28 protein-coding genes and 2 other annotated features are annotated in these 24,742 nt (G+C 38.3%); of the genes, 25 read left to right on the top strand and 3 right to left on the bottom strand.

The genetic code is table 11. The features are described 5' to 3' along the window. Positions 1 to 14: 14 nt before the first annotated feature. The gene (locus MKY76_RS22885; RefSeq protein ID WP_054548953.1) at positions 15 to 1,325 is read right to left on the bottom strand and encodes a globin-coupled sensor protein; all 1,311 of its coding nucleotides are present in this window, start codon (positions 1,323 to 1,325) and stop codon (positions 15 to 17) included. 285 nt (positions 1,326 to 1,610) lie between these two features. Between MKY76_RS22885 and MKY76_RS22880 the strand changes: the two genes are divergently transcribed. Next, positions 1,611 to 1,820, top strand: a complete 210-nt coding sequence (locus MKY76_RS22880) for a hypothetical protein (protein WP_048395528.1) — start codon at positions 1,611 to 1,613, stop codon at positions 1,818 to 1,820. Positions 1,821 to 1,864: 44 nt separating this feature from the next. Here MKY76_RS22880 and corA read toward each other — a convergent pair whose 3' ends face one another. After that, entirely contained in the window at positions 1,865 to 2,827 is a 963-nt protein-coding gene (gene corA / locus MKY76_RS22875) for a magnesium/cobalt transporter CorA (protein ID WP_342557193.1), read from the bottom strand. Positions 2,828 to 2,860: 33 nt separating this feature from the next. Beyond that, complete coding sequence (locus tag MKY76_RS22870) at positions 2,861 to 3,544, bottom strand: class I SAM-dependent methyltransferase (protein WP_054548954.1); 684 nt, start codon at positions 3,542 to 3,544, stop codon at positions 2,861 to 2,863. Between the two features lie 125 nt (positions 3,545 to 3,669). Between MKY76_RS22870 and MKY76_RS22865 the strand changes: the two genes are divergently transcribed. The 24 genes from MKY76_RS22865 to MKY76_RS22750 all read left to right on the top strand — a co-directional run bounded on the left by MKY76_RS22865 (position 3,670) and on the right by MKY76_RS22750 (position 24,577). Then, positions 3,670 to 3,975, top strand: coding sequence for a DUF4870 domain-containing protein (locus MKY76_RS22865; RefSeq protein WP_048395538.1), 306 nt, complete (start codon positions 3,670 to 3,672; stop codon positions 3,973 to 3,975). Positions 3,976 to 4,243: 268 nt separating this feature from the next. After that, a complete protein-coding gene (locus MKY76_RS22860) occupies positions 4,244 to 4,714 on the top strand; it encodes a CtsR family transcriptional regulator (protein ID WP_004233573.1) in 471 nt (156 codons plus the stop codon). 14 nt (positions 4,715 to 4,728) lie between these two features. Then, the gene (locus MKY76_RS22855; RefSeq protein ID WP_004233574.1) at positions 4,729 to 5,271 is read left to right on the top strand and encodes a UvrB/UvrC motif-containing protein; all 543 of its coding nucleotides are present in this window, start codon (positions 4,729 to 4,731) and stop codon (positions 5,269 to 5,271) included. Beyond that, the gene (locus MKY76_RS22850) at positions 5,268 to 6,377 is read left to right on the top strand and encodes a protein arginine kinase (protein WP_048395539.1); all 1,110 of its coding nucleotides are present in this window, start codon (positions 5,268 to 5,270) and stop codon (positions 6,375 to 6,377) included. The genes MKY76_RS22855 and MKY76_RS22850 overlap by 4 nt, the downstream gene beginning before the upstream one ends. Continuing rightward, the gene (locus MKY76_RS22845; RefSeq protein WP_048395540.1) at positions 6,367 to 8,811 is read left to right on the top strand and encodes an ATP-dependent Clp protease ATP-binding subunit; all 2,445 of its coding nucleotides are present in this window, start codon (positions 6,367 to 6,369) and stop codon (positions 8,809 to 8,811) included. Before MKY76_RS22850 ends, MKY76_RS22845 begins: the two co-directional genes overlap by 11 nt. Positions 8,812 to 8,902: 91 nt before the next feature. Then, positions 8,903 to 10,279: a DNA repair protein RadA gene (gene radA, locus MKY76_RS22840; protein WP_004233577.1), complete on the top strand. Its 1,377-nt coding sequence runs from the start codon at positions 8,903 to 8,905 to the stop codon at positions 10,277 to 10,279. A 282-nt stretch (positions 10,280 to 10,561) separates the two neighbouring features. Next, entirely contained in the window at positions 10,562 to 11,647 is a 1,086-nt protein-coding gene (locus MKY76_RS22835) for a PIN/TRAM domain-containing protein (RefSeq protein ID WP_004233578.1), read from the top strand. 11 nt (positions 11,648 to 11,658) lie between these two features. Next, positions 11,659 to 12,354, top strand: a complete 696-nt coding sequence (gene ispD / locus MKY76_RS22830) for a 2-C-methyl-D-erythritol 4-phosphate cytidylyltransferase (protein WP_048395541.1) — start codon at positions 11,659 to 11,661, stop codon at positions 12,352 to 12,354. A 314-nt stretch (positions 12,355 to 12,668) separates the two neighbouring features. Continuing rightward, entirely contained in the window at positions 12,669 to 13,610 is a 942-nt protein-coding gene (epsC, locus tag MKY76_RS22825) for a serine O-acetyltransferase EpsC (protein WP_004233580.1), read from the top strand. A gap of 141 nt (positions 13,611 to 13,751) precedes the next feature. Beyond that, entirely contained in the window at positions 13,752 to 14,228 is a 477-nt protein-coding gene (ispF, locus tag MKY76_RS22820) for a 2-C-methyl-D-erythritol 2,4-cyclodiphosphate synthase (protein ID WP_004233581.1), read from the top strand. A gap of 89 nt (positions 14,229 to 14,317) precedes the next feature. Continuing rightward, positions 14,318 to 15,778, top strand: a complete 1,461-nt coding sequence (gene gltX / locus MKY76_RS22815) for a glutamate--tRNA ligase (protein ID WP_048395543.1) — start codon at positions 14,318 to 14,320, stop codon at positions 15,776 to 15,778. Between the two features lie 50 nt (positions 15,779 to 15,828). Then, positions 15,829 to 16,047, top strand: a binding site (T-box leader). Positions 16,048 to 16,108: 61 nt separating this feature from the next. Beyond that, on the top strand, positions 16,109 to 17,509 hold the full coding sequence (gene cysS / locus MKY76_RS22810; RefSeq protein WP_048395551.1) for a cysteine--tRNA ligase: 1,401 nt from the start codon (positions 16,109 to 16,111) through the stop codon (positions 17,507 to 17,509). A 5-nt stretch (positions 17,510 to 17,514) separates the two neighbouring features. Next, positions 17,515 to 17,934, top strand: coding sequence for a Mini-ribonuclease 3 (locus MKY76_RS22805; protein WP_048395554.1), 420 nt, complete (start codon positions 17,515 to 17,517; stop codon positions 17,932 to 17,934). Next, on the top strand, positions 17,934 to 18,686 hold the full coding sequence (gene rlmB, locus MKY76_RS22800) for a 23S rRNA (guanosine(2251)-2'-O)-methyltransferase RlmB (protein ID WP_054548957.1): 753 nt from the start codon (positions 17,934 to 17,936) through the stop codon (positions 18,684 to 18,686). Before MKY76_RS22805 ends, rlmB begins: the two co-directional genes overlap by 1 nt. Before the next feature lie 2 nt (positions 18,687 to 18,688). Further along, positions 18,689 to 19,201, top strand: coding sequence for an NYN domain-containing protein (locus tag MKY76_RS22795; protein WP_054548958.1), 513 nt, complete (start codon positions 18,689 to 18,691; stop codon positions 19,199 to 19,201). A 68-nt stretch (positions 19,202 to 19,269) separates the two neighbouring features. Further along, complete coding sequence (sigH, locus tag MKY76_RS22790) at positions 19,270 to 19,917, top strand: RNA polymerase sporulation sigma factor SigH (RefSeq protein ID WP_004233587.1); 648 nt, start codon at positions 19,270 to 19,272, stop codon at positions 19,915 to 19,917. A gap of 77 nt (positions 19,918 to 19,994) precedes the next feature. Beyond that, positions 19,995 to 20,141: a 50S ribosomal protein L33 gene (rpmG, locus tag MKY76_RS22785; protein WP_004233588.1), complete on the top strand. Its 147-nt coding sequence runs from the start codon at positions 19,995 to 19,997 to the stop codon at positions 20,139 to 20,141. Positions 20,142 to 20,189: 48 nt separating this feature from the next. After that, entirely contained in the window at positions 20,190 to 20,375 is a 186-nt protein-coding gene (gene secE / locus MKY76_RS22780; RefSeq protein ID WP_004233589.1) for a preprotein translocase subunit SecE, read from the top strand. 354 nt (positions 20,376 to 20,729) lie between these two features. Further along, entirely contained in the window at positions 20,730 to 21,263 is a 534-nt protein-coding gene (nusG, locus tag MKY76_RS22775; RefSeq protein WP_004233590.1) for a transcription termination/antitermination protein NusG, read from the top strand. 229 nt (positions 21,264 to 21,492) lie between these two features. Continuing rightward, entirely contained in the window at positions 21,493 to 21,918 is a 426-nt protein-coding gene (gene rplK / locus MKY76_RS22770) for a 50S ribosomal protein L11 (RefSeq protein ID WP_004233593.1), read from the top strand. 116 nt (positions 21,919 to 22,034) lie between these two features. After that, a complete protein-coding gene (gene rplA, locus MKY76_RS22765) occupies positions 22,035 to 22,733 on the top strand; it encodes a 50S ribosomal protein L1 (protein ID WP_004233594.1) in 699 nt (232 codons plus the stop codon). A 53-nt stretch (positions 22,734 to 22,786) separates the two neighbouring features. Then, positions 22,787 to 22,932: a sequence feature (ribosomal protein L10 leader region), on the top strand. A gap of 32 nt (positions 22,933 to 22,964) precedes the next feature. Then, complete coding sequence (gene rplJ, locus MKY76_RS22760) at positions 22,965 to 23,465, top strand: 50S ribosomal protein L10 (protein ID WP_004233596.1); 501 nt, start codon at positions 22,965 to 22,967, stop codon at positions 23,463 to 23,465. 73 nt (positions 23,466 to 23,538) lie between these two features. Further along, entirely contained in the window at positions 23,539 to 23,898 is a 360-nt protein-coding gene (rplL, locus tag MKY76_RS22755) for a 50S ribosomal protein L7/L12 (protein WP_004233598.1), read from the top strand. Between the two features lie 76 nt (positions 23,899 to 23,974). Continuing rightward, positions 23,975 to 24,577: a class I SAM-dependent methyltransferase gene (locus MKY76_RS22750; protein ID WP_036077767.1), complete on the top strand. Its 603-nt coding sequence runs from the start codon at positions 23,975 to 23,977 to the stop codon at positions 24,575 to 24,577. Positions 24,578 to 24,742: the final 165 nt, after the last annotated feature.

Here is a 24,742-nt window from a genome sequence, read left to right as displayed (position 1 = left end):
TTCCCTTTTTTATTTTACATATTTAGTTCATTGACAACATTAATGAGCGAGTCGGAAGAAGAAGAGACTAGTGTAGCACCTTGCGATAATTCAGTGATTAAATTAGATATAGCTGAAATATCTCTCGATGTATTTACGTATTGCTGCTGAATGCCAGAAACTGCATCAGCAATATCATTAAATGACTTGGATAAACTTTCTTGTGTATTGACACTATGTTGAATTTTTTGATCAACATTAGTAACTGAATTAGCCATAGTCGTAATATTACTTTCTGTTTCCTTAATAAGGTGAGAAACATTTTGGACGGCATTTTTTGTTTCCTCCGCAAGTTTACGAACTTCCTCAGCCACTACTGCAAAACCTTTCCCATGTTCTCCAGCTCGTGCAGCCTCAATAGAAGCATTTAATGCTAATAAATTGGTTTGATCAGCAATGCCTGTAACTAGCCCAACGATTTCAGAAATTTTTTGAGAAGAGGTACGTAGTTGGTTCATCGTTACCTCAAGACCATTGACACTTTGCAAAATAACTTGGATTAAATCATTTTGTTCTTTCAATTGCTGTTGGCCTCGTCTTGATTTTTCCTGTGTATCTGCTACGAAGTTCAATCCTTGCTTGGTTGCTACAGCAATATCATCTGTTTGTGAGGAAATCACTAATAATGATGCGGCTGTTTCTTCACTAATGGCATTAAGCTCTTCTGCAGTACTTTGGATCGTCGTTACAAGGGAATTTTTTGTTGCATCTGCTGCTGAGCGAATACGTTCTTCCTCTTTTTCATATGCCTCAATCACGAGTTGTTGCTCAAAATTAATGATTTTACAAAAAGCGTTTATAGCACGAATAGCATCTGTTTTAGAAATATCCACCTCGTTCACAAAGTTTGCAAAAGTAGTAGTGAGTGACTGGAATGAGGCAATATACCACTTTGACTGCAAGCCAATTCGAACGTGAGCCTCAGCAATGGCTTTTCGTTCAGCAATGTAGGCATCATTAATATGACTTTCAAAAATGTCACTTAAATGTTTATGTAACGTGATTTTCAAACGATCAATATGTGATGTTCTATTAATAATATCAAGTAAATCTTGGCTCAAACTAATGGCTGCATAAAATTTCTCCACCATTTCAGGAATTAAGTCTTTAGCTAAAGGCTGTAGCTGCTTAATGATAGCTAAATCCTCAAGTGTTAAATTTAAAAGTTGTAATTGTTTTTGAAGATTGGGGTGGTTCAATACATCTAACTGTACACCGCTCTTAAAATTTTCAGGTGTTAATGTAATTGCGTAGCTAGAACTACTATTTTTTGAAAACCAACTCATTATTATTTGCTCCATTCTTAATATCCATAATAAATTGTAAGTAAATAAGCACTTTTGAAATTTGTTAGGTTTGTATATTTAATAAATAAATGGGATTAAATCTATTTTACTATTATTTGCTGAATATTTGGTTAAAAAATTGGATATTTCTTTATTTTTTTACTTTATTGTTAGTCCAAATGGTGAAGCGATGTAAATTTGAATTTAAAATAGGAAACCTGTAAAATACGAACTGTTTAGCAATCTAAAAATCGTACGAAAATAAAAAATGGAAGGAGGGGTGGTATGGAGAAAAAACGTTTTAAATTTGTTATTCCTGTCATGGTGATTGTTGCCATTGGTTCTGTTTATATGCTACGAAACTATCATGCTGAGGTACCAGATGTTGAGCAATTATTAATTACCATATGTGCAGCTTTGGGATCAGGGGTATTAGCCTACTTTTTATTTCCACAGCAGGGTGATAATAAGATTGATGACAGAGGACCGTATTAATAGATTAAAAAAACTGCTCGTTTTCATTAAAACGAGCAGTCTTTTTATGGTTTAAACAGTTTAAACCAGCCTTTATGTTTAAAGACAGCCAACATAAAGATAACGATAATTATCATAATCCCAAGTACAATAAAATAGCTGTATTGCCCATGTAGCTCAGGCATGTTATCGAAATTCATCCCATACACACCAGCAATGAAGGTAAGTGGTATAAAGATAGTTGATACAATTGTTAAAGTCATCATAATGCCATTCATTCGGCTAGAACTCATAGCCATATAACTATCCCGCATGTCTGCTGTAAGCTCTCGATTAGATTCAACCATCTCTGTTAGCTTAAGTAGATGGTCGTAGATATCTCCAAAATAAGCTCTCTCCGATTTTTTTAGTGAGAAACGGTAAGAATTGAGAATGCGATATAAAAGATCACGCATTGGTAAAATAGTACGTCTTAAGTCAAGCAAGTCACTACGGAACTCGAAGACAATTTTCATGGCATTTACATTACTTTGGTATGTAAGTTCACCTTCTAAAGCATTTAGATGATCTTCAATTTTGTAAACGAGTGGAAAATAACTGTCAACAATTTTATCGATAGTTTGATACGTTAGGTATACAGTACCTCGCTCCCAATTCTTCGGTTGGTTTTCCAGCATCTTTTGCACCTTCTCTATCTCAGGGACAGGATTTTTATGGAAGGTTATGATGAATTTATTGGAGGCAAAAATATTAACCTCCTCCGCAGCTAACGTCTCTTCGTTTACCCGATGAATGACAAAGAAATGAAAATCATCATAAAAATCGAGCTTAGGACGCTGCAACCTCATTAAGCAATCTTCAATAGCGAGAGGGTGAAAGTGGAAAAATGTATCCAACAATGATTCCTCCTCGGCTGTAGGACAATTAAAATCAATCCAATACCATTCAAATTCTTGCTGATGTATCTCTTCTAATGGAAAATCCTTTAACAATTGTTGTTGCTTTGTAATGCCAATGGTGCTTATCACGGTTTTCACCTCAAATTATTTACTACAAAATAGTTAGCGCTCCTCTTTAAAGCATACCCAACCACCGAACAAAGTAGTGGCAAAAAATCTAGAAGGTTTAGTAAAACCCGCACTTTGTAAAAGTATTAAAATTTCTTCTTCACTCATAAAAGAAAGGGAACGAATGGATTTTTCCATCTCTGCTACATCGGATAAAGAAAGTCTAGTATGCTGTAGCCAATAAGAACGCCATAAATCAAATTGTAGTTCTGTTTCTAAAGAGCCTAGCTGACCATATTTTGAAACAAGGACAAATGGTGCTCCAGGTTTCAAATGTCTTGCTATTTCTGTTATTGTTTCGAGCTTTTCTTTATAATCATGAATAAAATGCAAGACAAGAACACAACTTGCCGCATCATACTGAGTAGAGGGCAGCGAAGCATCAAGTATTGTAGCCTGATGGAATGACATATCATTAGGAAGAGTGAGTAAACGCTCTTTAGCTATAGTAAGCATGGATTCTGATGGATCAATGCCAGTGAATGACCAGTGAGGTCTTCCTTCTGCAAGCTGTATAATTTCATTGCCACTTCCTGCTCCCACGACTAGCATGTTAGCATTTTCTGATAGCCTAGAATGATAAAAAGTTTGTATTAAACGTAGCATGGCATCATAACTAGGCAATGTACGGCGAATACCCTTTTCATATTCATTTGCTAATGTGTTGTTAAATTCCAACGCTCCTCACAGCCTTTCAAAAAAATTTTAAAAAATCTTTCTTAATGTGAAACTATTGCGGGTATAGTTCCGTAAATAGTAGTACATAAAACATAGAATAAAGTTCAAAGAAAGGGTTGATATATATGGAGACTAAATGGTCTAAAGTAATCATACACGCAAGTGCATTTTTTGCGCCATGGTTAGTGCCCATTATTTTCTTTTTAATTAGTTCGGATGAGGAAGTAAAGGCAATTTCTATTCAAGCACTGCTATTCCAAATTGTCATGGGTGTTTTAATTGCTATCTCTGTTGGTTTAAGCTTTGTCCTTATTGGCTTACCATTTTTAATCATTTTCGGCATTATGGTATTTGTGGTACCGATCATCGGTATCGTAAAAGCATTGTCTGATGAACCTTGGCGTTATCCAATTGTTGGTCGCTGGGTATAATTTTCATAGACGCAAGTATATGCTAGTTGCATATGCTTGCGTTTTTTCTATGACGAATAAGGGTACATTAGGTGTATAAGGAAATTATTAAACCGTAAACAAATGATCGAAAAAGGGCTCTTTTTCGGCTCTTAAAAAGCCTTTTTCAAGACTTTCCACTTTTCTATGGGCGAAATCATTGCAATTTTTTTCAAGCGTTTTGTATAATATACTCAAAGAAAGTCAAAGATAGTCAAAGTCAGTGAAGCAAGCGAGGTGTATTCCTAAAATGCGTAATATATCAGACATCATAGAGGGTTACTTAAAGCAAGTACTTGAATTAGGTGGGGAAGGGCATATTGAAATTAAACGTAGTGAAATCGCTGATAAATTTCAATGTGTACCATCACAAATAAATTATGTTATTAATACAAGATTTACTGCCGAGCGGGGTTACCTTGTTGAGAGCAAACGTGGTGGTGGTGGATACATTCGAATTTTACGTGTCCGCGCGAATTCACAGATTGATTTAATCGACGATGTTCTCAGGCAAATTGAAGGTGGGGCATCACAAACAATGGCAGAAGATTTGGTTTATCGACTCATTGATGAGCAGGTAATTTCCAAGCGAGAAGCGAAATTAATGTTAGCAGCAATTGATCGCTCCACGATCGACTTGCATCTCCCCTTAAGAGATGTCATTCGATCAAAAATATTGCGAGCAATGCTGACAACAATAAAATATGAACAACAAAAATAGTGAGGTGATGGAAAATGATATGCGAACATTGTAAACAACGTAATGCGACAGTTACAGTAACACAAGTTCAAAGTGGGCAAAAAGTAGAGCATCATTATTGTGACGTCTGCGCCTCACAATTCCATCCATTTCATGCTGAGTTTAAACAAGAGCCAGTATCTATTCAACAGTTATTGTCTAACTGGTTTGGCTCTCCTACATGGCAAAAGGTGGGGGAAAAACAACAGGTACAACCACAACAGCAAACATGCCCACAATGTGGATTTTCGTATAAGCAATTTTTAAAAGAAGGAAAATTCGGGTGCCCAAGCTGTTATGACACATTTGGAGATCATTTGCCAAAGCTTTTTAATCGTATTCAGGCAGGTCCACAACACATTGGAAAAATGCCTGGTGCTCGCAGTAATGTGTATGTTATTAAAAAGCAAATAGAAGATATCCGCAAGCGTATGAAATCCGCCGTAGATGAGGAACAGTTTGAAGAAGCGGCGAAGCTACGTGATGAAGTTAAAGAGCTAGAGAAGCATCTACAATTTGAAGGTGGTGATGTGACATGATGATTGAATCATTTTTAGAGCGTGCGACACCAACTTGGATGCATATCAAAGATGATTACTCAGATATCGTCATTAGTACACGGATCCGCCTCGCACGAAATTTAGATGGCTATCGTTTTCCATTAGCGTTTTCAGAAAATGAGGCACTGCAAGTGGAACAGGCCGTTACACATGCTGTCAGCGATAGCCCAACTCTTCAAAATGATTATGCTTATTTTGCTATAAAGGATTTAACCCCTTTACAGCGTCAAATTCTTGTAGAAAAGCATTTGATTAGCCCACAACTGGCTAAAAAAGAGCAAGTGGGCTCTATACTACTCTCTGAAGACGAATCCGTTAGCATTATGGTGAATGAAGAGGATCATTTACGCATTCAATGTATGACAGCAAGTTTTCAACTTCAAAGTGCTTATGAACAAGCAAATAAGATTGATCGTATCCTAGAGAAAGTATTACCGTATGCTTTTCGAGATACTTTTGGTTATTTAACAAGCTGTCCAACGAATATTGGTACGGGTCTACGAGCATCCGTCATGATGCATTTACCCGCTCTTACATTAACTGGGCAAATGAATCAAATTATAAATGCCATGACACGCTTAGGAATGACTGTAAGAGGTATATATGGTGAAGGAAGCGAAAATTTAGGGAATGTTTATCAAGTGTCTAACCAAATTACACTTGGGAAGACAGAGGAAGATATTTTAGCAGATATACAAAGTGTCGCTGAAAAGATTATTCAAAAAGAGCGGCATGCAAGAGGTAAATTAATGGAAAAGGCAGAGCTTGCGCTAGAAGATCGCGTATATCGAGCTTTAGGTACCCTTACACATGCAAGAATTTTAACAAGTGAGGAAGCTGCTACTTGCCTATCTAATGTTCGTTTAGGAGTAGATTTACAATTGATTGATGGTATACAAACAACGACCTTAAATGAATGTGTTGTTAGTATGCAACCAGGTTTTTTACAGCACTATGCAGGTGAGGCATTACCACCTGCTGAGCGGGATCGTGTACGAGCGGAGATGCTTCGTGAGACATTATCTCAAGAACATGCGAATAAGCCTATAAATGGGGAAAAAGGAGAGGATTTATATGATGTTTAATCGTTTTACACAACGCGCGCAAAAAGTATTACAGCTTGCTCAGGAAGAGGCTATTCGTTGGAAGCACGAATCTATCGGTACAGAGCATATTCTATTAGGGCTTATACGTGAAGGCGGCGGTATTGCTGCGAAAGCGTTAGAAGCCATTGATATTAGTCCTCAAATGATTGAAGCTGGCATTGAAGAATTAGTTGGTAAGGGCAAAGAAGATGTCGGTCCAATCGTTCATTATACACCAAGAGCTAAAAAAGTAATTGAATTATCTGTTGATGAGTCACGTAAACTAGGTCACTCCTATATCGGTACAGAGCATCTATTATTGGCGCTTATACGTGAGGGTGAGGGCGTGGCGGCTCGCGTTTTAAACAATGCGGGAGTCGGTTTAAATAAAGCTCGCCAGCAAGTTTTATTGCTATTAGGTAATAATGATAATGCACAATCTGGTCAACAAGCAGCTCAAGCTGCCAATACACCAACATTAGATAGTCTAGCACGTGATTTAACACAAATTGCACGTGAAGGTACTTTAGACCCTGTTATTGGCCGAAGCAAGGAAATTACACGAGTTATTGAAGTTTTATCGCGTCGTACGAAAAATAACCCTGTATTGATTGGTGAGCCAGGTGTTGGTAAAACAGCGATTGCTGAAGGATTGGCACAGCAAATTATTAATAACGAAGTGCCAGAAATCCTTCGTGACAAACGTGTAATGACACTAGATATGGGGACAGTTGTTGCAGGTACAAAATATCGTGGAGAATTTGAAGATCGTTTGAAAAAAGTGATGGATGAAATTCGCCAAGCAGGCAACATCATTTTATTTATTGACGAATTGCATACATTAATTGGTGCGGGTGGTGCTGAAGGTGCGATTGATGCATCAAATATCTTAAAACCATCTTTAGCACGTGGAGAGCTTCAATGTATTGGTGCCACAACACTTGATGAGTACCGCAAGTACATTGAAAAGGATGCGGCCTTAGAGCGTCGTTTCCAACCAATCCAAGTGGATGAGCCGACAGTGGAAGAGGCTATTCTAATTATTCAAGGCTTACGCGATCGTTATGAAGCGCATCACCGTGTGAAAATTACAGATGAAGCGATTGAAGCAGCGGCAAAAATGAGTGATAGATATATTTCTGACCGATTCTTACCAGATAAAGCGATTGACTTAATCGATGAAGCAGGTTCTAAAGTACGCTTACGCTCATTCGCAGTACCACCAAACTTAAAGGCGCTTGAGGATAAGCTTGAAAATGTTCGTTCTGAAAAAAATGCAGCCGTATCAGGTCAAGAATTTGAAAAGGCAGCAGCGCTAAGAGATACAGAGCAAAAGCTGAAGGATGAAATTGAAGCTACTCGAAAAAATTGGAAAGAAGAGCAAGGTAAAGCCGAATCTAAAGTGACTGTGGATGATGTAGCAGCAGTTGTATCAATGTGGACAGGAATCCCAGTAGCTAAAATTGCTTCTGAAGAATCTTCGAAGTTATTACAGCTTGAAGAAGAGTTACACAAACGTGTAGTAGGGCAAGGAGAAGCAGTAGAAGCGATTTCTCGTGCAATACGTCGTGCAAGAGCAGGCTTAAAAGATCCAAAACGACCAATTGGCTCATTTATCTTCTTAGGACCTACAGGCGTTGGTAAAACAGAGCTTGCAAGAGCACTTGCTGAGGTAATGTTTGGCGATGAGGATGCGATGATTCGTGTTGACATGTCCGAGTACATGGAGAAACATTCGACTTCTCGTTTAGTAGGTTCACCTCCGGGCTATGTAGGCTTCGATGATGGTGGCCAACTGACAGAGAAAGTTCGTCGTAAGCCATATTCAGTCGTTTTATTAGATGAAATTGAAAAGGCACACCCTGATGTATTCAATATTCTATTGCAAGTGCTTGAAGATGGTCGTTTAACAGACTCTAAGGGACGTGTAGTAGACTTCCGAAATACAGTGGTCATTATGACTTCAAACGTTGGTGCGGATGCATTAAAATACCAAAAGAACCTTGGTTTCAATGTAGGTGGTGCAGAGTCTAAGCATAAAGACATGAAGGGTACGATGTTAGAAGAATTGAAAAAAGCATTCCGTCCAGAATTCTTAAACCGTATCGATGAAATGATTGTCTTCCACGCATTAGAAAAAGAGCACTTAAAAGAAATCATTGCGATGATGGGCAATGCTTTAACAAAACGCTTGCAAGAGCAAGACATTTCGTTAGAGCTGACTGATGCAGCACTTGAAAAAATTGCTGAAGAAGGCTATGACCCTCAATATGGTGCTCGTCCACTACGTCGTGCATTACAAAAACAAGTAGAGGATCGATTATCAGAAGAATTACTAAAGGGTAATGTAGAAAAGGGTAATCAGGTTGTCATTGATTACGTAAACGATGAGTTTGTTGTAAAGAAAAAAGAGGGAGTTTCCATCTCTAAATAATTTCAAGGAAAGACAGTAAGGCTTTAAGTGCCAAGCTGTCTTTTTTTCTGTACAATTAAGGATAAGAACAAATATTCGAGGTGAAAGCAATTTGGCAAAGAAAAAAACGAAATTTGTATGTTCAGGCTGTGGCTATGAATCTGCTAAATGGATGGGAAGATGCCCTGGGTGTGGTGAATGGAATAAAATGGTGGAAGAAGTAGAAATGGTTGCAAAAGGCCCACGTGGAGCATTTCAACATTCTGCTACAGTTACTCAAAAGGCAATCCCGATTATCCAAGTGGAAGCTACTGAAGAATCGCGCGTAGCAACAGAAATGGGCGAACTCAATCGTGTATTAGGCGGTGGCATTGTACCTGGTTCTCTAGTATTAATTGGGGGTGATCCTGGAATAGGGAAATCAACATTACTATTACAGGTTTCCGCATTACTCTCGAATAAAGGGCATCGCGTACTTTATATTTCTGGAGAGGAATCTATTCGTCAAACGAAATTACGAGCAGAGCGTTTAGGAGTGATTTCTCAAGAGCTTTACATATACTCTGAAACAAACCTAGAGTTTTTAAACCAAACCATTGATGAAGTACAACCTAAATTTGTCATTGTCGATTCCATACAAACGGTTTTTCATCCAGAAGTAACAAGCGCCCCAGGTAGTGTCTCACAGGTTCGTGAATGTACAGCTGAGCTGATGCGAATCGCTAAAACAAAAGGCATTGCTATTTTTCTAGTAGGGCATGTCACAAAAGAGGGACAAATTGCAGGGCCACGTATTTTAGAGCATATGGTGGATACTGTACTGTACTTTGAAGGGGAGAGACATCATAATCATCGTATTTTACGAAGCCAAAAAAACCGCTTCGGATCTACAAATGAAATTGCTATATTTGAAATGCTTCAAGGTGGGTTAAAGGAAGTTCTAAACCCTTCTGAGTTATTTTTACAGGAGCGTTCACAAGGTGCGGCGGGGTCAACTATTGTAGCCTCAATGGAGGGGACAAGGCCAATCCTTGTTGAAATTCAATCCTTAGTTACGCCTACGAGCTTTAACTATCCTAAACGTATGGCCACAGGTGTAGATCAAAACCGAGTACAATTGCTAATGGCTGTACTAGAAAAGCGTATGGGTCTCATGCTACAAGCTCAGGATGCATATATTAAAGTTGCTGGTGGTGTCAAGCTGGATGAGCCAGCAATAGATTTAGCGGTGTTGACAAGCATTGTATCTAGTTTTAAGGATCAGGCAGTGCGTGCAACGGATTGCTTTATTGGTGAGGTCGGACTGACAGGTGAGGTCCGTCGGGTATCACGTATAGAACAGCGAGTCATTGAAGCGGCGAAGCTTGGATTTAAAAGAGCTTTCATTCCTTCTTCGAATATTGGTGGTTGGGAATTTCCGCAGGGAATTGAAATTGTTGGTGTAGAAACGATAAAAGATGCACTAAATGCATGCTTTAGAGAGTTATAAAGGAGGTTGTGCATGTTGGATATTATTCTGACATGCATTTTCCTTCATTTTTAATGCTAATATCGGAAACTCATATAAAAGAATAAACGTCCTAAATAATAGCTGATGAATGAATAAAGGATTTCATCTAGTACGAACAAAATAGAAGTTTGTAAAATTTTGTCTAACTATCTTATCCTTGTTTCACAACATCAAAAATAATGAGATTTTGACTGAGCTCATGAAAGATTTTCTACCGTAAACTATGTATAATCTTAACTAACAATTAGGAGGTGACAGCTTGTGAAAAAATTTGTTCAAATTGCGTTTTTACTGATTGGAGGAGCATTGGGCCTTGTTTTCTTACCGCCATTATACGAATTGCTTCATTTATCATCTAATCCTTGGCTAGATAATCCTTATGTATCAGTAGCTCTAGGCGCACTTTTACTGTTTACACTATCTTTTGCATTTTCCGATTACTTTGTAAGGCTCATTAGCTGGATGGAAGAAGTTCTGTTTAAGGTTCCTATCGGAGATTTATTATTTGGTACGTTTGGTTTAATAATTGGGTTGATTGTCGCTTACTTTTTAGGCTTTGCCATTGATAGTGTACCATTCCCTGTTATTTCGGAAGTACTTCCAATTATCCTGTCATTTGTATTAGGGTATTTAGGGTTCCGTCTAGGTTTTAGAAAAAGAGATGAGCTCATACAGCTTTTTACATTACGTAGTACCAATACGAAGAAAAAAGCTGCTGAAGGTGCTGAAGCTCAAGAGGTTCGTGGAAGCTACAAACTGCTAGATACAAGTGTAATTATTGATGGTCGTATTGCTGATATTTCTGAAACAGGCTTCATTGAGGGTATATTAGTTGTACCTCAATTTGTGCTCACAGAGCTTCAGCATATAGCTGATTCATCTGATACCTTAAAGCGCACAAGAGGTCGGCGTGGTTTAGATATTTTAAAAAAATTACAAGATGAGCGTAAGACAAAAGTTGAAATTACGGACGAGGATTTTGAAGATGTACAAGAGGTAGATTTAAAGCTTGTCCGTCTTGCAAAAAAAATGGGCAATGATACATGCATCGTTACCAATGATTTTAACCTGAATAAAGTCTGTGAGCTCCATCATGTAAAAGTGTTAAATATCAATGATTTAGCGAATGCAGTGAAACCTGTAGTTATACCAGGTGAAGATATGCAGGTTGTGGTTATAAAGGATGGCAAAGAGCATAACCAAGGAGTTGCCTATTTAGATGATGGTACGATGATTGTGGTTGAAGGTGGTCGTAGTTACATCGGACAGGCAATTACAGTTACAGTTACTAGTGTGCTGCAAACATCGGCAGGTCGTATGATATTTGCTAAGCCGAAGGACGATTAGGATGTGGGGAAATGCAATATGAAGTGGTTCTACCTGCTGCCGGAAGTGGGAAGCGTATGGGTGCAGGGCAAAATAAATTATTTTTAAAGCTTTTAGAGAAACCTATTCTGGTACACACGCTAGAAGTGTTTCAACAAGATCCCGCTTGCACAGGTATTTGGCTCGCTGTAAAACCAGAAGAGCGTGGATTTATTCAAAAAATGCTAGAGGACTATAGGATTACCAAAGTGAAGGGTTTACCTGATGGGGGTGCTGAGCGACAGCATTCGGTTCATTCGTGCATGAAAGAGATGCAACAGGTAGATATTGTGCTTGTCCACGATGCAGCACGCCCGTTTATTACGCATGATATCATTGCAAAGCTTGTACAGAACGCGCATCATCACGGTGCAGCAATTGCAGGGGTTCGTGCGAAAGATACGATGAAAAAAGTATCAATGAATGGCATTATAGAGGAAACGGTTGATCGAGAAAGCCTTTGGATGGTACAAACACCACAAGCATTCCGTTTTGAATTAATTATGGAAGCGGAGGACGTAGCTGAAAAAGTAGGTTTTCTTGGGACAGATGAGGCAATGCTAATGGAGCGTCTCGGACATCAGGTACACATCGTAGAAAGTAGTTATGAAAATGTAAAAATGACAACACAAGAAGACTTAGTATTTGGTGAGGCAATTTTGCGTAAGCGTGGATCATTCAATCATTAAGAAATATTATTTATAGAGGCTATTCATTCGTAGTTTGTTAAGGATGGATAGTCTTTTTTATTTGTTTTGTTTGGGAAAAATTATATGGTCAGAATGCCTTATTGCTTCGTAATCTGTTCATCCATATATGTATGATAATAATGACATAACTGCTAGTCGAATTAGAAACGAAGGCGTAGAAGAGAATAAAAAGTTGGAATGCTCCAATAAAGTGGATTTTATCCATGTGTGATTGTTTTATGTGTAAAATGAAATAGTGGATATATGATTAATAAGGTAATAGAATAGATGAAAAGATGTGAGGGGTGTTTATTGTGTCATTAAATGATTGGTTAAATCAAAAGGTTCCAGAAATTACAGGTTCATTAACTAGTATAAATAAACAGTACATCGACGTTGACAACTCAATAGGCTTTGATGGACGGGATCGGGTTATAAAAATAATAGATAATTTCCATGAGGTGCTGTTTCCTGGCATTTATATGACAAGACCTATTGATGAAACAAGGGTGAACGTAGTTTGCAGTAATAAGCTGCGTGAAACAGCATTAGATTTGCGGGATATTATCGAAAAAGTATTATTTTATAATATGGAGGATAGTGATCCTGCCAATTGCGAGAAGTATTGCCGTGAACAAGCAGACAAAATTGTTATGAATTTGATTAATCGATTTCCTGCCATTCGCCAAGTGCTACAAACAGATATTCAAGCGGCATATAATGGTGACCCAGCAGCTCTTTCTACAGAGGAAATTTTGTTAAGCTATCCATCTATTGTGGCTGTTTATATTCACCGCATCGCGCATGAGTTATACGAAATGGGTGTACAAATTGTGCCTCGAATTATGTCAGAATATGCGCACCGATTAACGGGTATCGATATTCATCCAGGGGCTACAATAGGAGAATCATTCTTTATTGACCACGGAACAGGTGTCGTTATCGGTGAAACTTGTACTATCGGTAAGAATGTAAAAATTTATCAAGGTGTAACATTAGGTGCACTAAGCTTCCCATTAGATGAAAATGGTAATCCAATTAAGGGCATTAAGCGTCATCCGAATATTGCCGACAATGTTGTCATTTATGCTGGTGCTACTATCTTAGGGGGCGAGACGACGATTGGGCACGATTCCGTTTTAGGGAGTAATATTTGGCTAACACACTCTGTTCCCCCTTATTCACGTGTCTATAATTCACAGCCATCTCCGAATATTAGCAACAGTCAAATGAAAAATATAGAGTATCATATTTAAAGAATGTGGGGCAGTCTAGAGAGTGTAGCTTTCTAAACTGCCCATTACTGCTATAGGAGGATAATTATTAAAGCGCTTTTCAAACAACCTAGGGCAAATTTTGATATGATAATGATAAATATTAATTAAAGGAAGATGAATATGTTTCGAATTGGACAAGGTTTTGACGTACATGCATTTGAAGAAGGTCGTCCATTAATTATTGGTGGCATTACCATTCCGCATGAAAAAGGACTAGTAGGACATTCAGATGCGGATGTTCTCTTACACACTGTCACAGATGCGGCTCTAGGAGCAATTGGAGAAGGGGATATTGGCCGTCATTTTCCAGATACAGACCCTGCATTTAAGGACGCGGACTCAGCAAAATTATTAGAGTACATTTGGAAGATCGTTGAGGATAAGGGTTATTCTCTAGGTAATGTCGATTGTACCATTATGGCACAGCGTCCTAAAATGGCCCCCTATATTGGACAGATGCAACAACGTATCGCTGAATTATTACACGCAGAGCCTTCACAGGTAAATGTTAAAGCAACTACAACTGAACGATTAGGTTTTACAGGTCGCGAGGAAGGTATTGCGGCAATGGCAACAATTCTATTGATCAAGAAATAAATGTGGATGAACCCCGCTTTTATTTCCTGTAACAGAGTGGTAAAATGAACAAAGTCAATTTTTGATCGAAAATTTAGGAGGCTTTTAATATGACGAAAGAAGTTCGCGTTCGTTACGCGCCATCTCCAACAGGTTATTTACATATCGGTGGAGCGCGTACAGCATTATTCAATTATTTATATGCAAAACATCATAACGGTAAATTCATTGTACGTATTGAAGATACGGATATTGAACGTAATGTAGAGGGCGGAGAAGCATCTCAGCTAGATAACCTAAAATGGTTAGGTATTGAATATGATGAGTCCATTGATATTGGTGGACCTTATGCGCCTTATCGTCAAATGGAACGTCTTGATATTTATAAAGAGCACGCTGAAAAACTATTAGAGCAAGGTGTAGCCTACAAGTGTTTCTGTTCTTCTGAAAAGCTTGAAGCATCTCGTGAAGAACAAAAAGCAAGAGGTGTAGCTGCTCCTACTTATGATGGTACATGTCGCCACTTATCAGCAGATGAAATCGCTGCTAAAGAAGCGGCAGGTGAGCCATACACAATCCGTATGCGTGTACCTGAAAATGTAACATACGAATTTGAAGATTTAGTTCGTGGACAAGTTACCTTTGAGTCTAAAGATATTGGTGATTGGGTACTTGTAAAAGCAAATGGTATTCCAACATATAACTATGCAGTTGTTTTAGATGATCACTTTATGGAAATCTCTCACGTTTTCCGCGGTGAGGAGCATTTATCGAATACACCAAAGCAAATGATGATTTTTGATGCATTTGGTTGGGAATATCCACGCTTTGGACATATGACATTAATTATTAACGAAAACCGTAAAAAACTATCTAAGCGTGATGAATCGATTATTCAATTTGTTACGCAATATAAAGATTTAGGTTATCTTCCTGAAGCGATGTTTAACTTCTTTGCGCTACTTGGTTGGTCTCCAGAGGGAGAAGAAGAGATTTTCTCAAAAGAAGAATTTATCAAAATGTTTGATGAAAAACGTCTTTCAAAATCACCATCTATGTTCGATAAACAAAAGCTAACATGGATGAATAATCAATATATTAAAAAGTTGTCTTTGGAAGAAGTTGTAGCTTTATCTTTACCACATCTACAAAAAGCAGGCTTATTACCTGAAGAACTTACTGCAGAGCAACATGCTTGGGCGACGGATTTAATCGCGCTTTATCATGACCAAATGAGCTTTGGTGCAGAAATTGTCGAATTATCTAGCCTATTCTTTAACGACCATATTGAATATGATGAAGAAGCAAAAGAGGTTTTAGCAGGAGAGCAAGTACCTGAAGTAATGGCGGCATTTAAAGCACAATTGGAAGAGCTAGAAGAGTTTACACCAGATGCGGTAAAAGCTGCGATTAAAGCTGTACAAAAGACAACTGGTCATAAAGGTAAAAATCTGTTCATGCCAATCCGTGTTGTGACAACAGGTGAAACACATGGACCAGAGTTGCCGAACGCCATTTGTTTAATTGGTAAAGAGAAAGCAATTGACCGTGTAGAAAAATTTGCACAATAAAGATAAATTTATTGACAATTCATTCTTTCGTTGTAAAATGTATTTACATTGAAAAAGCGTTGATAAGGAGAAGTAAGTGGCGCATGCTCTTAAGAGAGGACCATCATCGGCTGAAAGTGGTCTGAGCCTAGGCAAAACTGAAATGCACCTTTGAGCATAAAGCTGAACGAGAGTAGGCTTTATCGAGTCATCCCCGTTAATGGATGTCCAAAGTGGAAGGCTTTTTGTCTTCAATCAGAGTGGAACCACGCAAATCGAGCGTCTCTGTCATTCCTTTTAGGAGTGATAGAGGCGCTTTTTTTATTCAACAGAAAAGGAGAGTGAAATACAATGGGTATTCAAATTTTTAACTCATTAACACGACAAAAGGAAACCTTTGTACCGCTAGAAGAGGGCAAGGTAAAAATGTATGTCTGCGGTCCTACGGTTTATAACTATATCCATATTGGGAATTCACGTCCTGTAATTGTTTATGATACAGTACGTCGTTATTTTCAGTATAAAGGCTATGATGTAAAGTTTGTTTCCAATTTTACGGATGTAGACGATAAAATTATTAAAGCAGCAAATGAGCTTGGTGAAGAAGTACATGAATTAACTGAGCGTTTTATTGCAGCCTATTTTGAAGATGTTACAGCACTGGGATGCAAAAAGGCAGATGTTCATCCACGTGTGACAGAGCATATGGACGATATCATTCAATTTATTCAAGTGCTAATTGAAAAGGGCTACGCTTATGAGTCTGCTGGAGATGTGTATTACCGTACTCGTAAATTTGATGGCTACGGTAAATTATCACACCAATCAGTTGACGATTTAAAAATCGGTGCTCGTATTGAAGCGGGCGAGAAAAAAGATGATGCGCTAGATTTTGCTTTATGGAAAGCTGCTAAGCCAGGTGAGATATTCTGGGAAAGCCCATGGGGAGATGGTCGTCCAGGGTGGCATATTGAGTGTTCTGTAATGGCTCGTGAACATTTAGGAGATACTATTGATATTCATGCTGGTGGGCAGGATTTAACTTTCCCTCACCACGAAAATGAAATTGCTCAATCAGAGGCACACAATGATAAAACATTTGCGCGTTATTGGATGCATAACGGGTATATTAATATTGATAATGAAAAGATGTCCAAATCTCTTGGGAATTTCATTCTTGTGAATGATATCCGTAAACAAATTGACCCGCAGATATTACGTTTCTTCATGCTATCTGTCCATTATCGTCATCCAATTAACTTTGCGAAGGACCTAGTAGAAGCTGCTGCGTCAGGTTTAGAGCGCATTCGTACAGCATACAACAATGTGAAGCATCGCCTTACGACTACTGTAAGCTTAGGTGATCATTCAGAAGAATGGCTGAACAAAATTGCGGAACAAAAAGCGCATTTTGAAGAGGCAATGGATGATGATTTTAATACAGCCAACGCTATTTCTGTATTATTTGAAGTAGCTCGTATTGCTAATATTTACTTAAATGAAGCCAATACTTGCAAGAAGGTATTAGAAACCTTTATTGAAACCTTTGAAGTACTAGGTGACGTCTTAGGTATTGAATTTGCAAAAGAAGAAGAACTATTAGACGAAGAAATTGAAGCATTACTACAAGAGCGCGTCGAGGCACGTAAAAATCGTGATTTTGCTCGCTCTGATGAGATCCGTGACCATTTGCAAGCCCAAGGTATCATTTTAGAAGATACACGACAAGGAACTAGATGGAAACGAGGGTAATTAAGTTGGATAAACTTCGCAATGAAGATGTTAAACAATTAAAAGCGCTGGCGTTAGCCTATATGGGTGATGCCGTATTGGAACAAAAGGTCCGAGAATATTTGCTACGCTCTGGTCGTGTTAAACCAAACACACTACATCGAGAGGCAACTCGCTACGTCTCAGCAAAAGCGCAATCGATGATCGTTCATCGCATGATGGATGAAAATTATTTAACAGAGGAGGAATTGGCTGTGTTCCGCCGTGGACGCAATGCCAAATCCGGCTCTGTACCAAAAAATACGGATGTCCAAACCTATCGTAATAGCTCAGGCTTTGAGGCGGTGCTTGGTAGTTTATATTTATTGAATGAACTAGAACGCGTCTACGAAATCATTGCATATGCTATTCAAATAATCGAGGAATCAAAAGGAGTGTCTAAATAATGGCAGAACAGAATGGTGAAATTATTGCCGGTAAAAACCCAGTGTTAGAAGCACTTCGTTCAGGCCGCGATATGAATAAAGTATGGATTGCAGAAGGAGTAAAGAAATCTGGCGTCAATGAACTGCTAGATTTAGCCCGTGAACGTGGTGTCATAGTTCAATTTGTCCCAAAAAAGAAAGTTGATCAATTATCAAGTGCTAATCATCAAGGTATCGTTGCTTCTGTTGCCGCTTATAAGTATGCTGAACTAGAGGATTTATTTGCAGCCGCAGCTAATAAACAGGAAGATCCTTTTTTCTTAATCTTAGATGAGTTAGAGGATCCTCATAATCTAGGGTCTATTATGAGAACGGCTGATGCTATAGGAGCACATGGTATTATTATTCCTAAGCGCCGATCAGTGAGTCTAACAGCAGTAGTGGCAAAGGCATCTACAGGAGCGATTGAACACGTTCCAGTTGTACGTGTAAACAATCTTGCTCAAACTATAGATGAATTAAAAGAACGCGGTGTATGGATTGCAGGGACAGATGCAAAGGGATCTGCAGATTATCGAAAAATGGATGCAACATTACCATTAGCCATCATTATCGGTAGTGAGGGCAAAGGGATGGGGCGTTTATTAAAAGAAAAATGCGATTTTTTATATCACTTACCGATGGTTGGGCATGTCACATCACTGAACGCATCAGTAGCAGCGGCTTTATTAATGTACGAAGTGTATCGTAAACGTCAAGAAGCGATTGAATAACAATGAAAAACATTTTGCTTGTTGATGGCTATAATATGATTGGATCTTGGAAAGAGCTGCGGCCATTGCGTGATACAAATTTTGAGGATGCGCGAAGAAGGTTGATAGAACTCATGGCTGAATATAAAGCAGCAATGGGTTGGCGCGTAATTATTGTTTTTGACGCCCATCTTGTACCAGGAGTAGAGCAATCTTATATAGAAAATGATGTAGAAGTCATTTATACACGAAAAAATGAAACAGCAGATGAACGTATTGAAAAAATGACACATGAATTAAAGGCTAGAAATGTACAAATTCATGTAGCTACTTCTGATATGGCAGAGCAAAGTGTTATATTTGGGAATGGTGCCTTAAGGAAGTCGGCTAGAGAGCTAGAAATTGATACAAGTATTATCCAACATAAAATTACTCATGATGTGAAGCGGAAGCAAGAAAGTAAGCCGCCTTCTCGTATAGAATTAAAGCCAGATGTTGCGCTCGCCTTTGAAAAATGGCGACGAGGGTTGAAATGATTGATTGACGCATATTTTCCAATTCCGTTATACTGTTTCTAATTATCTGTTGTGGCTGAGGTGATACCATGTTTAAAAATAGCATTGTACAAGTGACACAAGATTTTGAACGATTCAATGATGAAGAGCTTATTGAAATGGTGCATCAAGGTAATACAGATGCGTTGGATTATTTAATTACAAAATACCGTTTGTTAGTAAGAGCGAAGGCAAGATCCTATTTTTTAATCGGAGCAGATAAGGAAGACATTGTACAAGAGGGCATGATAGGCTTATATAAAGCGATTCGTGATTTTAAAGGAGATAAGCTTGCATCATTCAGAGCTTTTGCAGAGTTATGTATTACAAGACAGATTATCACAGCTATTAAAACAGCAACTAGGCAAAAGCATATACCTCTAAATTCCTATATCTCTTTGGACAAGCCTATATTCGACGAAGAGTCAGACCGAACGCTTATGGATGTACTAACGGGTGCTATTATGGATGATCCAGAAGAATTGATGATTCATAGAGAAGAGTTTGGATATTTAGAAGAAAAGATGAGTGAGATTTTAAGTGAATTAGAGCTACAAGTTTTAGCCTTATATCTAGACGGCCAGTCTTATCATGAAATTTCCGCCAAATTAAATCGTCATGTGAAATCTATCGATAATGCATTGCAGCGGGTAAAACGTAAATTAGAACGTCATTTAGTCCTTGAGGAAATGTCTTAGCCCATTTAGGCCTTTATTGACATTGACAAATATAGGTGTTAGTCTTAAAAAGACAAAGTGCCGAAAAAGGTGATTATATGGCAAAAAAAGTCGTGCTTAATTGTGAGAAATGTGGTTCGAGAAATTACACGTTCCCAGCTAAAGAAGGTTCAACTGTACGTCTCGAATTAAAGAAATTTTGCTCGCATTGCAATGAACATACAATGCATAAACAAACGCTATAAAATGATATGTAAATAGACAGATTTGATTGATTCGGAGGTTAAGCTAGAATGGGCAAGATCAAAAGCTTTTTCAGCGATGTAATGTCAGAAATGCGCAAAACAAGCTGGCCGAAAAGTAAAGAACTGACGAAATATACAGTCGTTGTAATTTCAACTGTTGTCATTATGGCTTTATTTTTTGTGTTAGTTGACTTAGGTATTTCATCATTATTCCGCTGGTACTTAGATTTATAATTTAGTAAATAGCATATTTTTGAAATAGCCCGTCCATTGCAATAACGGGTTTTTTCGTTTGTTTTATCTTCATTCAGTAGAAAACTCCATCTAATGGGATCGATGGGATGGGTGAAGTGAAGCGCAAAGCAGTAAAATCTCCTCATTATGATAAATACTACTAGGAGAGTATGATAGTAGCGATTGATGACTATGCTAGTTTCGGTATATATCATCGAGCTTTCGCAAGTAATTAGCGAAAGCTATATTTTTCTAATGAGATGTTTGTGAAAAGAGTAAAAATGCATTGAGCGTATCGCGATTCATTTTCACTTTTATTTGTAAGGGAGGGACGGACGAGGAGTCCTAGTAGTTATGGAGAAAAATTGGTATGTTGTTCATACGTATTCAGGGTATGAAAACCGTGTAAAAGCAAACCTAGAGAAACGTGTAGAAACAATGGGAATGCAAGATAAAATCTTCCGTGTGATTGTTCCTGAGCATGAAGAAACAGAAATGAAAGATGGAAAAAAACGTACAATGATGCGTAAAGTTTTCCCTGGTTATGTGTTAGTAGAGTTAATCATGACAGATGATTCTTGGTATGTAGTTCGAAATACGCCTGGTGTTACGGGCTTTATCGGTTCATCTGGTGGAGGAGCAAAACCAACACCGTTATTACCTGAAGAAGCAGATCGTTTACTACAACAAATGGGTATGACTGATAAAGTTGTAGAAGTGGACATTACTGTTGGTGAAGCAGTAGAAGTATTAGAAGGGCCGTTTGCTCATTTCCAAGGACGTGTTGAAGAAATTGACACAGAAAAAGGTAAAATTAAAGTGACGGTTGATATGTTTGGTCGCGAAACGATTATGGAGCTAGATTTCGAACAAGTTCAAAAATTATAGTTCTAACAATAGAACATTACATGCTAATTGGTAGATGTTTCGCAGATTTTGTTAATTACTACTTGCTTAAAAAAATTAAAAGTGGTATCATTTCATAGGTCAGACTGTCATACTTTTGTTTGACGTCTGTAATGATAATTTTAATGTTATCGGCACTTAGCTGACAGACAGATATTGAGTGGGAGGGGCAACCCAATTACCACATCACGGACTTAAGGAGGTGTGTCTCGTGGCTAAAAAAGTTATTAAAGTTGTTAAACTTCAAATCCCTGCTGGTAAAGCTAACCCAGCTCCACCGGTTGGTCCTGCATTAGGTCAAGCGGGTGTGAACATCATGGGATTCTGTAAAGAATTTAATGCGCGTACTGCTGATCAAGCTGGTCTTATTATCCCAGTTGAAATTTCAGTATTCGAGGATCGTTCTTTCACTTTCATTACAAAAACTCCACCTGCAGCAGTTCTACTTAAAGTAGCAGCTGGTATCCAATCTGGATCTGGTGAACCAAACCGTAAAAAAGTGGCAACGGTTAAACGTGATAAAGTTCGCGAAATCGCTGAAACTAAAATGCCAGACCTTAACGCTGCTTCAGTAGAAGCTGCTATGTTAATGGTTGAAGGTACTGCACGAAGCATGGGTATTGTTATCGAAGACTAATCCCATTTACTTGATGTTTTGTTTTTTGGAAGGTTGCGAAGTTTCTTTGTGAACACGCAACCTTTATTCGTGGGAGGTAAAATCCGCTATAACCACAATCAAGGAGGAAATATATAATGGCTAAAAAAGGTAAAAAACTGCAAGATGCAGCAAAATTAATTGATCGTAACGCACTTTACACTGCACAAGAAGCAATCGAACTTGCTCAAAAAACTAGCACAGTAAACTTCGACGCTACTGTAGAAGTTGCTTTCCGCTTAGGTATTGATACTCGTAAGAACGACCAACAAATCCGTGGTGCAGTAGTACTACCAAACGGTACTGGTAAAACTCAACGCGTATTAGTATTTGCAAAAGGTGAAAAGCTTAAAGAAGCTGAAGCAGCTGGTGCTGACTATGTAGGCGATGCAGAATACATCCAAAAAATCCAACAAGGTTGGTTTGACTTCGATGTAATCGTAGCAACTCCTGACATGATGGGTGAAGTTGGTAAACTTGGTCGTGTATTAGGGCCTAAAGGTTTAATGCCAAACCCTAAAACTGGTACAGTTACTTTTGATGTAACAAAAGCTATCGAAGAAATCAAAGCTGGTAAAGTAGAATACCGTGCTGATAAAGCTGGTATTATCCACGCTCCTATCGGTAAAGTTTCTTTCTCAGCAGAAAAATTAGTAGAAAACTTCTTAGCTGTTTTTGATGTAGTTCAAAAAGCAAAACCTGCTGCAGCTAAAGGTACTTACATGAAATCTGTAAATGTTACAACTACAATGGGTCCAGCGGTTAAAATTGACGCTTCTAACGTAGTAGTAAAATAATTTATATATATGTATTGACGATAGTGGCTATACGTGATACTATAGTTGCTGTTGTGAATTATCCATTTGTACCGTAGACAGTAGGAGTGACTTGTCACTTAATGTTCCTACCGAGGACATCGGAATTCAGATTCTTATTTAAAGATGATGACTTTCAGCCTCTGTGTCTATTTGACTCGGAGGCTTTTCTTTTGTCGGTATAAATGACCCATTCTAATAGGAGGTGTCATCATGAGCAAAGCAATCGAAAACAAACAAGTACAAGTTCAAGAGATTACTGAAAAATTCCAAGGCGCTGCTTCTGTAGTAGTTGTGGATTACCGTGGTCTTAATGTTGCACAAGTAACAGAGCTTCGTAAACAACTTCGTGAAGCTGGCGTTGAGTTCAAAGTTTACAAAAACACTTTAACTCGTCGTGCTGCTGAAGCTGCTGGCCTTGAAGGAATCAACGACGTATTAGTTGGTCCTAACGCAATTGCGTTCTCAAATGAAGATGTTGTAGCGCCTGCTAAAATCATCAACGAGTTCGCTAAGAAAAACGAAGCTTTAGAAATTAAAGCTGGTATTATTGAAGGTACTATTTCTTCTGTTGAAGATGTTAAAGCACTTGCAGAACTTCCATCACGCGAAGGTCTACTTTCTATGCTTTTATCTGTACTTCAAGCTCCAGTGCGTAACTTCGCACTTGCAACAAAAGCTGTTGCAGAACAAAAAGAAGAACAAGGCGCGTAATTTAAGACGCACTAATACTTCTGCGGCCTGATCGCAAAAAAATAAAACATTATCCAATTAGGAGGAAATTATAATGAATAAAGAGCAAATCTTAGAAGCTATCAAAGCTATGACAGTTCTTGAATTAAACGATTTAGTAAAAGCTATCGAAGAAGAATTCGGTGTAACAGCTGCTGCTCCAGTAGCAGTAGTTGCTGGTGGTGCTGCTGCAGCTGAAGAAAAAACAGAATTTGACGTAGTATTAGCATCTGCTGGTGCAGAAAAAATCAAAGTAATCAAAGTGGTTCGTGAAATCACTGGTTTAGGTCTTAAAGAAGCTAAAGAAGTAGTAGATAACGCTCCTAAAGCTCTTAAAGAAGGCGTTTCTAAAGATGAAGCTGAAGAAATCAAAGCTAAACTTGAAGAAGTTGGCGCATCTGTAGAAGTTAAGTAATCTCGCGTTACTTTTTAACAAAAGGAAAGCTCGTCATTTTGGCGAGCTTTTTTCTTCATTCTGAGGAGGCGTGAAAATGTCAGATCACTATTATACAAGTAAGCCTCAAACTGAAAGTAAACCACGTCACTGGACATTCAAGTTACTAGGGCATACGTTTTCATTCGAAACGGATGCAGGTGTATTTAGTAAAAGCGAAGTAGATTTTGGATCCCGTGTTTTAATAGACGCTTTTCAAATGCCTGATATTGATGGTGCGATTTTTGATGTAGGTTGTGGATACGGGCCGATAGGGTTATCGATTGCCAAAACTAATCCAGACCGTACCGTTTTTATGATGGATATTAATGAACGTGCAGTTGCGCTTTCGCAAAAAAATGCGCAAGTGAACGGTGTTCAAAATGTGCGAATATTTGTGAGTGACGGCCTATCGATGGTTGATAAAGATGTAGATGCAGCAGCTATCTTAACGAATCCACCAATTCGTGCGGGGAAGGAAACGATTTTCCGCTTTTACGATGGAGCTTACGATCGGCTAGTGTCTTCGGGTGAACTCTGGGTAGTCATTCAGAAGAAACAAGGAGCGCCATCGACAGTAAGTTACTTAGAAGAAAAGTTTTCAGAAGTCGATGTAGTAGAAAAGAAAAAAGGGTACTGGATAGTACGCGCAAAAAAATAAATGAAATATGTATAATTTATTGACTTGACAAATCGGCTATGATAATATGATACAATGCAAAAATATTATTTTGAGGTCGTATGCCCTTTTTGTATAGAATTGTTTTAATATGGGTATACTTGCCAAGATAAGTTTAGTTAACCGAAAATGAGATCTTTTTGAAGA

This window comes from Lysinibacillus sp. FSL P4-0201, assembly GCF_038593425.1.
In the GTDB taxonomy this organism is placed as follows: domain Bacteria; phylum Bacillota; class Bacilli; order Bacillales_A; family Planococcaceae; genus Lysinibacillus; species Lysinibacillus capsici.
The sequence above is the reverse complement of the archived record's forward strand: the minus strand, read 5'-3'. Positions and strand labels throughout refer to the sequence as shown.

Bases quoted from the DNA above. Each gene is read 5' to 3' on its own strand.
- MKY76_RS22885 (WP_054548953.1), bottom strand. From the start codon at position 1,325: ATGAGTTGGTTTTCAAAAAATAGTAGTTCTAGCTACGCAATTACATTA.
- MKY76_RS22880 (WP_048395528.1), top strand. From the start codon at position 1,611: ATGGAGAAAAAACGTTTTAAATTTGTTATTCCTGTCATGGTGATTGTT.
- MKY76_RS22865 (WP_048395538.1), top strand. From the start codon at position 3,670: ATGGAGACTAAATGGTCTAAAGTAATCATACACGCAAGTGCATTTTTT.
- MKY76_RS22860 (WP_004233573.1), top strand. From the start codon at position 4,244: ATGCGTAATATATCAGACATCATAGAGGGTTACTTAAAGCAAGTACTT.
- MKY76_RS22855 (WP_004233574.1), top strand. From the start codon at position 4,729: ATGATATGCGAACATTGTAAACAACGTAATGCGACAGTTACAGTAACA.
- MKY76_RS22850 (WP_048395539.1), top strand. From the start codon at position 5,268: ATGATGATTGAATCATTTTTAGAGCGTGCGACACCAACTTGGATGCAT.
- MKY76_RS22845 (WP_048395540.1), top strand. From the start codon at position 6,367: ATGATGTTTAATCGTTTTACACAACGCGCGCAAAAAGTATTACAGCTT.
- ispD (WP_048395541.1), top strand. From the start codon at position 11,659: ATGCAATATGAAGTGGTTCTACCTGCTGCCGGAAGTGGGAAGCGTATG.
- ispF (WP_004233581.1), top strand. From the start codon at position 13,752: ATGTTTCGAATTGGACAAGGTTTTGACGTACATGCATTTGAAGAAGGT.
- gltX (WP_048395543.1), top strand. From the start codon at position 14,318: ATGACGAAAGAAGTTCGCGTTCGTTACGCGCCATCTCCAACAGGTTAT.
- cysS (WP_048395551.1), top strand. From the start codon at position 16,109: ATGGGTATTCAAATTTTTAACTCATTAACACGACAAAAGGAAACCTTT.
- rlmB (WP_054548957.1), top strand. From the start codon at position 17,934: ATGGCAGAACAGAATGGTGAAATTATTGCCGGTAAAAACCCAGTGTTA.
- MKY76_RS22795 (WP_054548958.1), top strand. From the start codon at position 18,689: ATGAAAAACATTTTGCTTGTTGATGGCTATAATATGATTGGATCTTGG.
- sigH (WP_004233587.1), top strand. From the start codon at position 19,270: ATGTTTAAAAATAGCATTGTACAAGTGACACAAGATTTTGAACGATTC.
- rpmG (WP_004233588.1), top strand. From the start codon at position 19,995: ATGGCAAAAAAAGTCGTGCTTAATTGTGAGAAATGTGGTTCGAGAAAT.
- secE (WP_004233589.1), top strand. From the start codon at position 20,190: ATGGGCAAGATCAAAAGCTTTTTCAGCGATGTAATGTCAGAAATGCGC.
- nusG (WP_004233590.1), top strand. From the start codon at position 20,730: ATGGAGAAAAATTGGTATGTTGTTCATACGTATTCAGGGTATGAAAAC.
- rplA (WP_004233594.1), top strand. From the start codon at position 22,035: ATGGCTAAAAAAGGTAAAAAACTGCAAGATGCAGCAAAATTAATTGAT.
- rplJ (WP_004233596.1), top strand. From the start codon at position 22,965: ATGAGCAAAGCAATCGAAAACAAACAAGTACAAGTTCAAGAGATTACT.
- rplL (WP_004233598.1), top strand. From the start codon at position 23,539: ATGAATAAAGAGCAAATCTTAGAAGCTATCAAAGCTATGACAGTTCTT.
- MKY76_RS22750 (WP_036077767.1), top strand. From the start codon at position 23,975: ATGTCAGATCACTATTATACAAGTAAGCCTCAAACTGAAAGTAAACCA.